The sequence below is a fragment of the Micromonospora pallida genome (assembly GCF_900090325.1).
GTDB lineage: Bacteria > Actinomycetota > Actinomycetes > Mycobacteriales > Micromonosporaceae > Micromonospora > Micromonospora pallida.
The window spans coordinates 2306568-2320592 of sequence record NZ_FMHW01000002.1 but is presented as its reverse complement, the minus strand read 5'-3'; the positions used below and the strand labels follow the sequence as shown (position 1 = coordinate 2320592).

9 protein-coding genes and 1 pseudogene are annotated in these 14025 nt (G+C 72.0%); 6 read left to right on the top strand and 4 right to left on the bottom strand.

Annotated features, from left to right (window positions below; all coding sequences use genetic code 11):
• The first annotated feature begins 34 nt into the window (after positions 1–34).
• From GA0074692_RS10060 to GA0074692_RS10045, 5 genes and pseudogenes are all read left to right on the top strand, one after another.
• Complete coding sequence (locus tag GA0074692_RS10060; RefSeq protein ID WP_091653163.1) at positions 35–2080, top strand: magnesium chelatase subunit D family protein; 2046 nt, start codon at positions 35–37, stop codon at positions 2078–2080.
• Positions 2080–2694 carry a cob(I)yrinic acid a,c-diamide adenosyltransferase gene (gene cobO, locus GA0074692_RS10055; protein WP_091642270.1) on the top strand — a complete coding sequence of 205 codons (615 nt, stop codon included), beginning with the start codon at positions 2080–2082 and terminating at the stop codon, positions 2692–2694. Before GA0074692_RS10060 ends, cobO begins: the two co-directional genes overlap by 1 nt.
• Positions 2688–4079 (top strand): annotated as a pseudogene (locus tag GA0074692_RS35875) (cobyrinic acid a,c-diamide synthase CobB); the annotation flags it as partial. The gene cobO and the pseudogene GA0074692_RS35875, both read left to right, overlap by 7 nt.
• Before the next feature lie 90 nt (positions 4080–4169).
• The gene (gene cobA, locus GA0074692_RS35870) at positions 4170–5084 is read left to right on the top strand and encodes a uroporphyrinogen-III C-methyltransferase (RefSeq protein ID WP_245730655.1); all 915 of its coding nucleotides are present in this window, start codon (positions 4170–4172) and stop codon (positions 5082–5084) included.
• Positions 5085–5124: 40 nt separating this feature from the next.
• Positions 5125–5838 carry a hypothetical protein gene (locus GA0074692_RS10045; RefSeq protein ID WP_091642264.1) on the top strand — a complete coding sequence of 238 codons (714 nt, stop codon included), beginning with the start codon at positions 5125–5127 and terminating at the stop codon, positions 5836–5838.
• 189 nt (positions 5839–6027) lie between these two features.
• Here the strand turns inward: GA0074692_RS10045 and GA0074692_RS10040 are convergent, their stop codons facing one another.
• Positions 6028–6738 (bottom strand): hypothetical protein, encoded by a 711-nt coding sequence (locus GA0074692_RS10040; protein ID WP_091642261.1) that lies wholly within the window; start codon positions 6736–6738, stop codon positions 6028–6030.
• 156 nt (positions 6739–6894) lie between these two features.
• Positions 6895–8100, bottom strand: a complete 1206-nt coding sequence (locus GA0074692_RS10035; protein WP_091642258.1) for a M14 family zinc carboxypeptidase — start codon at positions 8098–8100, stop codon at positions 6895–6897.
• 496 nt (positions 8101–8596) lie between these two features.
• Between GA0074692_RS10035 and GA0074692_RS10030 the strand changes: the two genes are divergently transcribed.
• Complete coding sequence (locus tag GA0074692_RS10030; RefSeq protein ID WP_091642255.1) at positions 8597–9259, top strand: maleylpyruvate isomerase family mycothiol-dependent enzyme; 663 nt, start codon at positions 8597–8599, stop codon at positions 9257–9259.
• 109 nt (positions 9260–9368) lie between these two features.
• On the opposite strand, the gene GA0074692_RS10025 is transcribed toward GA0074692_RS10030, so the two are convergent.
• Positions 9369–10445: a GH25 family lysozyme gene (locus GA0074692_RS10025; RefSeq protein WP_091642252.1), complete on the bottom strand. Its 1077-nt coding sequence runs from the start codon at positions 10443–10445 to the stop codon at positions 9369–9371.
• 132 nt (positions 10446–10577) lie between these two features.
• On the bottom strand, positions 10578–13721 hold the full coding sequence (locus GA0074692_RS10020; RefSeq protein WP_176738370.1) for a non-ribosomal peptide synthetase: 3144 nt from the start codon (positions 13719–13721) through the stop codon (positions 10578–10580).
• Positions 13722–14025: the final 304 nt, after the last annotated feature.

The following is a 14025-nucleotide window of genomic DNA, read 5'->3' as shown; positions in this document are numbered from 1 at the left end:
CGTGCGGTCGTATCCGTTCTCCGCCGTCGTCGGGATGGACGACATGGCGTTGGCCCTCAGTCTCTGCGCCGTCTCACCCGCGATTGGCGGGGTGCTGGTCCGGGGCGAGAAGGGCACCGCGAAGTCCACCGCTGTGCGGGCGTTGACCGCGTTGCTGCCCCCGGTCGAGGTGGTCGAGGGCTGCCGGTTCTCCTGCGACCCGGCGGCGGTCGACCCACGCTGCCCGGACGGCCCGCACCCCGAGCCGGTGACCGTGCGGGTGCGTCCCGCCCGGCTGGTGGAGTTGCCGGTGGGCGCCAGTGAGGACCGGGTCCTCGGTGCGCTGCACCTCGAGCGCGCCCTCAGCGAGGGCGTCACCGCCTACGACCCGGGCCTGCTGGCCGGCGCGCACCGGGGTCTGCTCTACGTCGACGAGGTCAACCTGCTGCACGACCACCTGGTCGACGTGCTGCTCGACGCGGCGGCGATGGGCCGCGCCACGGTGGAACGGGAGGGCGTGTCGGTCACCCACGCCGCCCGGTTCGTGCTGGTGGGCACGATGAACCCCGAGGAGGGGGAACTGCGTCCGCAGCTGCTCGACCGGTTCGGCCTGACTGTCGAGGTCGCCGCCAGTCGGGACCCGCAGGTGCGGGCCGAGGTGATGCGGCGGCGGCTGGCCTACGAGGCCGACCCGGACGCTTTCGCCGCCCGCTACGCCGACGCCGACGCCGCCCTCGGCGAGCGGGTCGCCCAGGCGCGGGCCCTGCTGCCGAAGGTCCGCCTCGACGACGACACCGTCGGGCGCATCGCCGCGCTCTGCGCCGCCGCGGAGGTCGACGGGATGCGCGCCGACCTGGTCATCGCCCGTACGGCGATGGCCCACGCGGCCTGGTGCGGGCGGACCGACGTGCAGGTCGGCGACGTCCGGGTCGCGGCCCGGCTGGCGCTGCCGCACCGACGTCGCCGCAACCCGTTCGACCCGCCCCAGCAGGACCAGGCCGAACTGGAGCGGTCGCTCAGCGAGGCCGGCCTCGACGAGCCACCCCCGCCACCGGAGGACCCGGAGCCGCCAGCCGGCCCGGATGACCCCACCGACCCCGACGGACCGGATGACCCCGGTGGCCCCGACGACCCGGGTGGGCCGGACGACCCGGGCGGCCCCGAGGGCCCCTCCGGCGGCGGACAGGACACCCCACCGGCCGGACAGCCGTCCACCGGGGAACCGTCCGGACCGTCCGGGTCCGCGCCGGGTACCCCGACGCCGGTGCCGGCGGGCGCGCCCTACCGGGCCCGGCTGCTGACCGTCGCCGGTACCGGTGCCGGCACCGCCGGCCGTCGCTCCGCCGCCGTCACCTCGGTCGGCCGGACCGTGGGCACCGTCCGCCCCAGCGGCCCCGCGACGGGCCGACCCCACCTGGTGGCGACGCTGCGGGCCGCCGCCCCGCACCAGCGTGCCCGGGGCCGCCGTGGCCCCGGCGTCCTGGTCCGGCCCGGTGACGTCCGCCTGCCGGTACGCCAGGGCCGGGAGAGCAACCTGATCCTGTTCTGTGTGGACGCCTCCGGCTCGATGGGGGCCCGGCAGCGGATCGGCGCGGTGAAAGCGGCCGTGCTGTCCCTGCTGCTCGACGCCTACCAGCGGCGCGACAAGGTCGGTTTGGTCACCTTCCGGGCCACCGACGCGGAACTGACCCTGCCGCCGACGTCCAGCGTGGACGTGGCGGCGGCCCGACTGGAGGCCCTGCCGACCGGGGGCCGGACCCCGTTGGCCGAGGGACTGCTGCGCGCCCGTGAGGTGCTGCGCGTCGAGGCGATCCGGGACCCCCGGCGGCGTCCGCTGCTCGTCGTGGTCACCGACGGCCGCGCCACCGCCGGACCGGATGCGCTGCCGCGTGCCCTGCGCAGCGCCCGGCTGCTTGCCGCCGACGGCGTGCCTGCCGTGGTGGTCGACTGCGAGCAGGGCCGGATCCGGATGCGGCTGGCCGCCGAACTCGCCGCGACCCTGGCCGGTGAACACCTGCCACTGGAGGACGTCGCCGCGCCCACCCTCACCCAGGCGGTGCGGTCCCGCACCGCCGTCCGACACGGAAGCGGGGCAGCCTGATGCCACAGGGTCAACCGGTCACCGTCCCCGAGGACGGCCTCACTACCCGGCAGCGGCGCAACCGGCCGCTGCTGATCGTGCACACCGGGGAGATGAAGGGCAAGTCCACCGCCGCGTTCGGGCTGGCCTTGCGCGGGTGGAACCAGGGCTGGTCGATCGCCGTGTTCCAGTTCGTCAAGAGCGCCAAGTGGACGGTGGGGGAGGAGCACGCCCTCACCACGCTCGGCCGGGTGCACGAGGAGACCGGCCAGGGCGGCCCGGTGTCCTGGTACAAGATGGGCGCCGGGTGGAGCTGGAGCCGCACCCAGGGCACCGAGGCCGACCACGCCGCGCAGGCCGCCGAGGGCTGGGCGGAGATCAAGCGCCGGATCGCCGCCGACGAGCACGACCTGTACGTCCTCGACGAGTTCACCTACCCGATGAAGTGGGGCTGGGTCGACGTCGACGACGTGGTGACCACCCTCGCGGAGCGTCCCGGCCGGCAGCACGTCGTCATCACCGGCCGCGACGCTGACCCGCGTCTGGTCGACGCCGCCGACCTGGTCACCCAGATGACCAAGATCAAACACCCGATGGACGCGGGCCAGAAGGGCCAACGGGGGATCGAATGGTGACCGCGCCGCCCCGGATCCTGGTCGCCGCCCCGGCCTCCGGACAGGGCAAGACCACCGTCGCCACCGGCCTGATGGCGGCCCTGCGGCAGCGTGGGCTGACGGTCAGCGGCCACAAGGTCGGCCCCGACTACATCGACCCGAGCTACCACGAACTCGCCACCGGCCGCCGGGGCCGCAACCTCGACCCGTTCCTCCAGGGCGAACAGCGCGTCGTCCCGCTCCTGCTGCACGGCGCCACGGTGGGCGCACCCGCCGACGTCGCGGTGATCGAGGGCGTGATGGGCCTGCTCGACGGGGCCGTCGGCCGCGCCGGCTTCGCCTCCACCGCCCACGTCGCCCGGCTCACCCGTACCCCGGTGCTGCTGGTCGTCGACGTGTCCGGCGCCTCCCGCAGCATCGCCGCCCTGGTGCACGGCTTCGCCACCTTCGACCAGCGACTCACCGTCGCCGGGGTGATCCTGAACAAGGTCGGCTCCGCCACCCACGAGGCGGAGATCCGGGAAGCCCTCGTCGCCACCGGCGTGCCGGTGCTCGGCGCGCTGCGCCGGGACGCGTCGCTGGACACGCCCAGCCGGCACCTCGGGCTGGTCCCGGTCGCCGAACGGGCCGCCGCGGCCCGCCGTACCGTCGACGCGCTCGCCGCGCACGTCGCCGCCGGGGTGGACCTCGACGCGGTGCTCGCGGTCGCCCGCCGCGCGCCCGCCCTCACCGGACCGGCCTGGGACCCGGTCGCCGAACTCGGCGGGTTCACCGCCGACGCGACCGTCGCGGTCGCGTCCGGCGCGGCCTTCACCTTCCGGTACGCCGAGACCGACGAACTGCTCACCGCCGCCGGACTGCGCCTGGCCACCGTCGATCCGCTGCGTGACGAGGCGCTGCCCGTCGACTGCGCCGGGCTCTACCTGGGCGGCGGCTTCCCCGAGGTGTACGCGGCCGACCTTTCCGCCAACCAGCCGATGCGTACGGCGGTGGCGGCCGGCGCCGCCGCCGGGCTGCCCGTGGTGGCCGAGTGCGCCGGCCTGCTCTACCTCACCCGGGAACTCGACGGCGCGCCGATGGCCGGGGTGCTGGACGCCACCGCCCGAATGACCGACCGGCTCGTCCTCGGCTACCGGGAGGCCCGCGCGGTCACCACCAGCGTGCTGACCGACGCCGACGACGTGGTCACCGGGCACGAGTTCCACCGCACCCGGGTCGAGCCGACCGGCGAGCCGGCGCACGCCTGGCGGTTCCGGCCCCGCCCGTCGGTCGCCCACGGCACCACCACCGGTGCGGTGGACGGCTTCGTCACCGGCCCCGACGGCGCCGTGCACGCCTCCTACCTGCACGTACACTGGGCCGGTCACCCCCACCTGGCGGCCGGGTTCGCCGCCGCCGCGCACCGCCACCACACCGGCACGCCGCTGCCCGCGCCGCGTCGCGCGGTCACCCCCACCGCCCTGCCTGCTCCGACCTCGCCGGACGTCCCGGCCGTCGTGCCTGTTCCCACCCCGGCCGTCGTGTCCGCTCCGACCTCGCCGGACGCCCCGGTCGTCGCGACTGCTCCCACCCCGCCGGACGCTCCGACTGCCGGGTCTGCTCCCACCTTGCCGGACGACCCGGTCATCGGGCGGGTGACCCTGGTCGGCGCCGGCCCCGGCGACCCCGACCTGGTGACCCGGCGCGGACTCGACCGACTCGCCGAGGCCGACGTCGTGGTCGCCGACCGACTGGTGCCGCACGCGCTGCTGCGCGAACTGCGCCCCGGCGTACGGGTGATCGACGTGTCCAAGGTGCCCCGGGGCGCGTTCGTCCCGCAGGAGCGGATCAACGAGATCCTCGTCGAGGAGGCCCGCGCCGGGCACCGGGTGGTCCGGTTCAAGGGCGGCGACTCCTTCGTCTTCGGCCGGGGTATGGAGGAGGTCCTGGCCTGCCAGACGGCGGGCGTCCCGGTCGAGGTGGTACCCGGCATCTCCAGCTCGATCTCCGTACCGGAGTTGGCGGGGGTGCCGGTCACCCACCGGGGCCTGACCCAGGGCTTCACCGTCGTCTCGGCCCACCTGCCCCCGGGCGATCCGGGCAGCACCGTCGACTGGGCCGGAGTGGCCCGCGCCAACACCACGATCGTGCTGCTCATGGCCGTGCAGACGCTGCCCGAGGTGACCGCCGCGCTGCTCGCCCACGGCATGGACGCGGCGACCCCGGCGGCCAGCATCGAGAACGGCGGCACCGCCGCGCAGCGGGTGCTCACCGGCCGGCTGGACGACATCGCCGACGTCGCCGCCGCGCACCGACTCCGCCCACCCGCCATCACGGTGATCGGCGACGTCGCGGCGTTTGCCCGCGCCGCACGTCCCACTTCGGTGGGGACGGACCACGCCGACACCGAAAGGACCGGGACGCTCGGCTAACATTTGCCAGGGTCTGAGACGGCTGCGGAGACGAGGCGACATGCGGTGGCTCCAGCGGGTGCTGGGTAGGAACCAGGTCCAGCAGGATCCTGGCCGACAGGAGGCCCTGTTCCGGGACGTCCAGCAGCGGTTTGGCGCCGGCGTGCGGGTTCCGGCCGGGGAGCAGGTCGACGCGGTCACCCGGCTGCTGGACGGTGACGACGGCGTGGTCGTCGCGGCCAGGATCGTGGGCCAGGTCGCCGACGAGGCCCACGCCGACCTCCTCGCCCAGGTTTCCGACCTCCACCAGCGCACCGGACGCCGGCACCTGGTCAACCGCCGGAACTACCGGCCGCTGTGGAAGGAGGCCGGGCCCGCGCTGCGGTCGCCCCTGTACGCGCTGCCGTGCGGCTTCCATCCGTACGTGCAGGTGGCGGCGGCGGCCACGGTGCTCGGCGCCGGGGCGTCCCGGCTCGTCCGGCTGACCGATCCGACCCCGCTGCTGGCCCGGCTGTTCGAGGTGTTCGACCTGACCACCGCCGGCTGGGAGTACGGCCGGATCCGGGCGGACGTCGACGCCGCCGCCCTGGCCCATCGGCTGATCGTGACCGCCCGGGAGATTCGGGTGGCCATGGACGACCCGCCCCCGTTGCCGCCCCCGGCCCGGGAGCTGATGCGACGCAACAACACCACCGACGTCTACGACCCCAGTGGCGGCCGGGTGGTCGGCGGGATAAACCTGGGCGCGGAGATGAGACCGGCCCTCCTGGTCTGACCGTAGGCGGCCAATCCGTTCGACGTGTTTCGCTGGGGGTGCATGTCGGTGACGTCCTTTCGGGTGCGCCGCCCCTCGGCGTGGGGCGCCGCCGGCTGTCGATGAGCGCGAGCTACCAGCCAGGCCAGCGCCATTGATCGATGTCTGGCCATCTTGCTGGCAGGGCGGTGGACAACAGCCCACCGAACGCTACGGTCCTTTCTGGGAGGCGTATGCGATCCAGGTCAGGCTGTCGTCGCTCCATACGCCTTCGGCGCCGTTGTACCTGGTGGTAACCAGATCCAGATCGAGCAAATAGTCGGGTCCGGACTCTCGTAGCTCGACGACGCGTCCGGTGCCCACATCCCGTAAAGCCTGCCGGACCCGTGCACTGCCGTGCTCCTCCCACATGCAGGGCTCCTGAAGCACCAGGACATCGCTCGGCACCGGGTCTGGCAACAGCGGGTGCCAGACATCCGTCAGGGCCCATCGCCGCTGCAGGCGTCGCCGCCAGTCTGCGGACTCCTCATCGGTCAGCACACGACGATAGCCCAGAGGCTCGCCGCCAGCGCTCCAACTGCGGATGACGGAGGCGAACCGCCGGCGCTCGTCGCGGATCACCTCGGCCCCAACCTGATCTTGCCCGTCGGTGAACGGAGAGCGGGCGTCATAGGCCGACCGCAGTAATGCGATCGTGAGATTCGACCAGTCGGGGAGCCGGTCGGGGTCGAGCCGTTCGACCTGTTCCAGGAACGCTTCCACGGCCCGGTACCGGGGAAAGACGCGTCGGGCATCGTCGGTGTAGTGGTAGCCGTCAGCTGCTCGGCCTTGATTGGGCAGTTTCGCGTACGCGCCGGTCAGCGTGTCGTACCGCTGGATCAGGTACCGACGCGCCGCCTGATGCAACTCCTCCGGGCTCACCGCCCGATCATCGCGCAGGTGTCACGGACGGTGAAGGCCGGACGTCAGGAGTTCCGATTCCTCCCCGGGGATTGGCGACAGGAAACCGGTTCGCACCTGCTGATGCGAGCGGCCCCCGGAGCAGGAGCTCCGGGGGCCGCCAGCGATCAGGGAACGTCAGTCGTTCGTGGTGTCCCAGCCGTAGTCGGGCAGGTCGAAGAAGTCGTCACCCTCGACCTGGTCGACGGTGCCGTCGGCCAGACCGTCGATCAGCGACTGGATGCCGGTCTGCACGCTCTGCACCAGCATGCCGCTCTGCTTCTGGCCCAGGTCGTCCTGCTGGCCGCGCACCTCGAACAGCACCGTACCGGTGCCGTTGAGGGCGAACGCCGAGCGACCCTGGCCCGCGTACTCCCGGGCGTCCGGGTGGAGGTACCGGCCGATGGCCGCGAGCTTCGACTGGCTGCCGTACTTCTCGAGCATGCCGTTGGCGACGGTGAGGGCGTAACGACGGGACTTGTCCTGGTCCAGCGCCGGCCACTCCGCCTTGTACTTGGCGCCGTCCTGCACGCCCAGCGGCGGGTAGTCGAGCGTGACGTTGATCAGGTTGCCGTCCTGCTCACCGCCGGTGATCCGGTTGCACGGCCCCATGTGGTGCAGGTCGATGTACGCGTCGACGCCGCCCTTCTCCGCCTGCAGACCCACGTAGACGTCACGGGTGGCCCGCGACTCCGGGGCGAGGAAGAACCCGGCGTCGGTGTCGCGGCCCGGCAGGTCGGCGGCGTTCGGCACGTAGTCGAGGTCCGGGTTGAAGTCCCGGTTCAGGTCGAAGCCGGGCAGGTCGATGCCGTCGCCGTTGAGCCGGTGGTACCAGGCGCGCGGGGCACCGGCGAGCTGCGGGAACTCCGCGACCGTGTCGTCCCAGGACTGCACGTTGATGCGCCGGTTGAGCTCGCCGCCGTCGGGGTTGGTCATCGGCATGGCGACGAAGGTGACCTCGCTGAGGATCTTCCGCGTCTGCGCGTCGCCAGCGCTGCCCAGGTGCTTGAGGATGTTGAGCAGCGCCTCGGTGCCGGTCCGCTCGTTGCCGTGGATCGCGCTGGTGACCAGCAGCACCTTGTCACCGGTGCCGACCCGGGCCGAGTACAGGTCCCGGCCCTCCGCCGACTTCCCGACCACCTCGACGTCCACCCGGCCGCCGCTGGTGCGCTCGATCTGCGCCAGCTTCTCGCCGACCTGCTCGTGGTTGCTCCAGCCCGACCAGGACGGGTCGTCGGCGATCTTGCAGCTGCCCTGCCCCGGTCCCTCGGGCGCGGCAGCGGAGACAACGGACGGAGCGGTGAGGATCGAGCCGGCCAGCGCGGCCGTCACGGCGGCGGCCATGGCTCCGCGGGAGCGAAGGGTCGTTGACTTTGTGTGTGACTGCACGTTACTCCTCTCGTGGATCCGCCGACCGCGAGCGAGGCGCGTGTAAAGCGCTGGTGACGCCCGGGAGCGGACCACTTTTTGCTTAAGGGGATCTTGACCTGCGCAGACACCAGGAGGCAATAGAGATCTTGAAGTTTCTCGAGTTAAAAGCGTGTTTCAGGCCGACGTGGGGGCTCGTCACCCAGCGTGCAGGGGTTCTCCCGCTCGGCCTGCGCGGTGACTCAGCGTTGCGGGCCTTTCCCGGCGGACGGCCGTCGTCACCGCGAACGAGTTCGTCGTGAACGGCCCCATCCGGCCCTTCGTCCAACCGCCCGTGTCCGGGATGGATCGGCTATACGTCGAAGGCGATTTTTTTGCGGATGAGCGACGATCGCGGCGCGTGGCGACAGTCTCCACTCCTGACAGCCGGATCAACACGGATCCGGTGCGTACCGACAGGAAGACCGTTCGCATGACCAACCAGCAGTACGAGGGCCGCCGCGCCGACCGTGGGAGCGACACCTGGGCGCGCATCCACGCCGAGCGCGCCGCCCTGGCGGCCAACCTCGCCGACCTGCCGGCGCAGCGGTTCGCGACGCCGTCGCTGTGCGCCGGGTTCACCGTCCGCGAGGTGCTCGCCCACCTCACCGCCGCCGCCAGCCTCAACGGCTGGCAGTGGTTCGCCGGCGTCGTCCGCTGCCGGTTCGACTTCGACAAGCAGGTGAGGATGCGCCTCGACGAGCAGTTGGGCGCCGACCCGGCCGAGACGCTGGCGCGGTTCCGCGCTGTCGTCATGAGCCGTACCAAGCCGCCGCTTCCGCTGCTGGCGATGCTCGGCGAGACGATCGTCCACGGTGAGGACATCCGCCGGCCGTTGGGGCTGCGTCACGCGTACCCGATCGAGACGGTCATCAGGGTCGCCGAGTACTACCGGAAAACCGACCAGGTCGTCGTGGCGAAAGGACGCATCGGCGGGCTGCGGCTCGTCGCCACCGATGGCCCGTTCGCCTGCGGCACCGGCCCACTGGTGTCGGGCACCACCCTCGCGTTGACGATGGCGATGACCGGGCGTGACACGTACTGCGACGAACTCTCCGGTGACGGCGTCTCGATCCTGCGCGAGCGGATGGGCTGACGGGCCGCTCACTGACGGTAGTGCGTCAGCCCAGGTGGCGGGCACGGGAGTGCTTCGACGGGGTGAGCGGACCGGCGCGGCCCGCTCACTCGATGCGGCGTAGTCGGCGTCAGTCCCACCGGTCCTGGTTGAGGAACCGGGCGAAGCCGCGCCACGAGTTCGGCCCCATCACCCCGTCGATCGGGCCGGTGTAGCCCCAGCCGGCGGCGAGTCGCTGCACCGCCTTCCAGGTGTTCGTACCCGGCACGCCGTCGATGGGGCCGGTGTAGCCGTAGCCGCGCATGGCCCGTTGCAGGGCCGCGTACGTGTTCACCCCGGGCACGCCGTCGATCGGACCGGTGTAGCCGAACTCCATCGACAGCCAGTTCTGGGCGCGCATCCACATCACCGGGCCGGGTACGCCGTCCTGCTCGGTGGTGGTCTTGGGCAGCGGGTCGTCCGGCGGCGGGTCGGTCGGCAGGTCGTCGACGATCTCGAACGCCTCCGGCTTGGCCACGTTCAGATCCACCCGTGCGATCCCGCCGGTCGAGCCCGCCGAGGTGTACTGGTGGGCGCTCCAGGTCGGATAGGCGCCGCCCAGGTTCGGCTCGCCGGGGTAGCTGCCGTTGTTGGCGCCCCACATCGCCACCCAGAGTTTCACGCCGGCGGCGATCGTCTGCGGCCACGTCCTCGAGCGCAGGTCGGCCGCGCCCATGTACACCCAGGGCACATGGTTGCCGACCCGGTCGCGCATGCGCTGGAAGAACGTCACGACGTCGGCGTCGTTCCACAGCCTCGTCGAGTCGTCGAGCACCTCGTTGTCCAGCGCGATCACGTCACCGGGTCGGTAGTCGTGCAGGTGGTCGGCGAAGTAGTCGGCGGCCTGCACGGGGGTCTGGAAGTCTCCGGCCAGCCAGTAGTGGCCGACCCGGAGCCCCGCCGCCCGTGCGCCGTTGACCTGGATCGCGTACTGCGAGCCGATGTACGGCCCGTCGGACAGTTGGGAGCCGCCGGCCTTCACGATGGCGAACTGGTAGCCGTCGGCCCGGACGTCGACGAAGTCGATGCCGGCCTGCCAGGTGGACACGTCGATGCCGGACACCGTGCCGGGCGGCACCGCTGCGGCGGCGGGCGTCGCCGCGACGCTCACCGGCAATACGACAGCAACGACGACCGCTGCCGCGAGCCGCCCCAGGATATTGGTCATACTGGATCTCCTCCGCAGCTGCTTCGCCACAGCGTAGCGATCCAGTCGACTCCCGTATATTGCAATCTGTCGATTTGTTTGGGCGATTCTCTGGTCCAGGATGTCCCTGAGCCCTTGGTTCGCCGGTGGGGCTCACCGGGCGTCGAGCTGACTCAGCCGAGCGGCGGGGTGAGCGGCCACCTGTGCCAACAGACCTGCCAGATCCGCCGCGAGCCGCTCCACGGTCTCCCGGCGGAACAGGTCGGCTCGGTACTCCACCGAGCCGAGCACCCCCTGCGGCTGGCCGTCCGCGTCGCGTCGTTCCACGAACCGGTACGACAGGTCGAATACCGCGGTGTGCGTGCCGATCGGCTCCGCCGCCACGCCGAGGCCGGGCAGGTCGACGCCGCAGGGCATCGTGGGTCGGCCGCCCGTCATGACCTGGGCCAGCGGATGGCGGCCGGTCGAGCGCACCGGGTCGAGCTGCTCGACCAGCCGTTCGAAGGGCAGGTCCTGGTGCGCGTGTGCGGCCAGCTCCGCGGTCCGCACCCGGACCAGCAGTTCCGCGAAGGTCGGGTCGCCGCCGGTGTCCACGCGGGTGACCAGCGTGTTGGCGAAGGGTCCGACGAGCTGTTCCAGGGCGGCCTCGGCCCGACCGGGCACCGTGACCGCGAGCGGCAGATCGGTGCCCGCGCCGACCCGGGTCAGCAGTGCGGCCACCGACGCCTTCAGCACCATGGTGACGGTCGTGCCGCTGGCACCGGCCAGTCCGGCGAGCCGGGCATGCAGGTCGGCGTCGATGTCGACCACGACCGGGTCGATGCCCGACCGCGAGTCGGTCGCCCCGGTCCGGTCGTACGGCAGCGCGAGCGCGTCCGGCATGCCGTCCAGGTAGCCCGTCCAGAAGGCCGACTGCCGCGCCACGACGCTGTCCGGATCGTCGGCGTCGCCCAGCAGCTCCTGCTGCCACCGGACGTGGTCGGCGTACTGCACCGGCAGCGGCTGCCAGGATGGCGGGTGCCCGGCGAGCCGGGCACCGTACGCCTCGGCCAGGTCGCGCAGCAGCGGCTGCCACGACCACTCGTCGGCGGCGATGTGGTGCAGGACGAGCACCACCGCCGAGCGGTTCTCGTCCACGACGAACAGCCTGGCCCGGACGGCGGGATTCCGCTGGAGGTCGAAGGGCTCCTCGGCGACCGCCGCGACGGAGTCGGCCAGCTTCTCCCCGGTGACGTGATCGACGACCAACAGCGGCTGGACCGCGTCGGCGTCGGCGGTCCGCGCGACCGGCGTGCCGTGCTCTTCCGGGAACAGGGTCCGGAGCACGGCGTGCCGGCGTACGACATCCGTGAGCGCGGCGTCCAGCGCCGCCACGTCGACCCGACCGGTCAGGTGGAGCACGTACGCCCCCTGATCGCCGGCCGTCTGGTGCCGGGACCAGAGATACCGCTGCGCGGTCGACAGGGGCACCGCGTCGCGGTGGTTCTGTCGGACCAGTGGAGGACGGTCGGCCGCGGCGGTCCTCTTCGCGGCGAGGGCGGCGACGGTGGGCGACGCGAACAGCTCCTGGATGCTCACCTCCAGGCCGAGGACCGCTCTGATCCGCCTGACCAGGCGAACAGCGGACAGCGAGTGTCCCCCCAGTACGAAGAAGTTGTCGTCCGGGTCCACCACGGGGCGGCCGAGCACCTGGGCGAAGAGCTGACAGAGCAGCTCCTCCACCAACGACCGTGGCGCGCGACTGGCGACGGCGGCCAGGACCGGGTCCGGCAGGGCCGTCCGGTCGAGCTTTCCGTTGACGGTGTGGGGAAGAACGTCCAGCAGCACGAACGTCGCCGGCACCATGTACCCGGGCAGGACCAGCGAGAGGTCGTCGCGGAGCCGACGCGGGTCCGGCGCTGTCCCGTCGGCGGGCACGACGTATCCGACGAGGGCCTCGTCCCCGGTCGGCAGGGTGCGGACGGCCACCGCGCCGGCGTGTACCGCCGGATGCCGGACCAGCGCGGCCTCGACCTCGCCGAGCTCGATCCGGAGCCCGCGGATCTTGACCTGGTCGTCGGCCCGACCCAGGTATTCGAAGTCGCCGTCCGGTCGGAGCCGGGCGAGGTCACCTGAACGGTAGCCACGGGTGGCCTGCCCGTCAGCGTCGGTCAGCTCGATGAACCGTTGCCGGGTCAGCTCCGGCTGCGCGTGGTACCCGAGTCCGACACCCGGACCGATGATGACGATCTCACCCATGTCGCCTGCTGGTACCGGACGGAGGTGGTCGTCGACCAGCAGGAAGGAGGAGTTCGGCAGCGGTACCCCGATGAGGCTCGCCCCCTGGCGCAGGTCGGCTTCGTGTATCCGCCGGTAGGAGGAGATGACGGTCGTCTCGGTGATGCCGTACAGGTTGATAAGCTCGACGGCCTCGTCACCGTACTTGGCGACCCACGGCGCCAGGCTGGAGAAGCGCAGCGCCTCGCCGCCCAGCACGACCCGGCGCACCGACAACCTGTCGTCGTGCTTCAGCTCCTCGGCGACGAACTGGGTGAAGGCGGTCGGCGTCTGGCTGAGCACCGTCACTCTCTGGTCCCGCAGCAGTTTCCGGAACGCGGCCGGGTCGCGGACGACGGGCTCCGGTACGACGACCACGGAACCGCCGTGGAGCAGCGGCCCCCACATCTCCCAGACAGCGAAGTCGAACGCGAAGGAATGGAACATCGACCACACGTCGTGACCATCGGACGCGAAGAGTGCATCCATCGCGTCGAACAGATGGAGAACGTTGTCGTGGGATATCCGCACGCCCTTGGGCTGGCCGGTCGTGCCCGAAGTGAAGATCATGTACGCGCAGGCGGAGGGAGCCACCGACGGCGGTGAGTAGCGCAGATCCCCTGGTCGGTCATGGTCCAGCCGGATCACCGCGGTGCCCGGTGGCAGGTCGCCCGCCAGGTCGCTCGTCGTGATGACCAGGGAGGGTTCGGCCACGGCGAGGATGCGTTCCAGCCGGGCCCGGGGGTTCGCCGGATCGAGCGGAATGTACGAGCAGCCCGCCTTGATCACCGCGATCGCCGCCAAGACCAGGTCAGCGGTACGGGGCAGGTAGATGCCGACGTGGGCGCCAGGAACGACGGTCCGGGCCTGAATGTGCGCGGCCAGCGCCTCGGCGGCCTGGTCCAGTTCGGTGTAGGTGAGCACTCGCCCGTCCGCGACGACGGCAGTCCGGTCGCGGTGACGACGCACGGAGTGGGCGAAGCCGGCCAGCAGGGTCTCGGCCCCGCCCCCGACACTACGGCGCGATTCGGTTGGGGTCATGCTCATCCCCTTTACTCGCGGTGACGCAAGCACGGCGCTGACGGTGAGCCCGGCCAGTTCGGCGGTGCCTGCTCGGCCAGTGCCGTTGCGGCACGGCCCAGCCGCGCACCGGAGAACAGCGGCCCGGCGAGTTCTCCGATCATGTCGTTGATGCGGCGGCCTGTCTTCAACCGATGGTGGAGGACGAGCGCTGAGCCTCCACCATCGGTGGAGGTTCGGCACCGCGCGGGCCGGCTGCCCCGACGTGTCTCCCCGACCGAGGACCGGCCGTTGCCTTCCACGCCGATTCCACAGTGGTTCCACA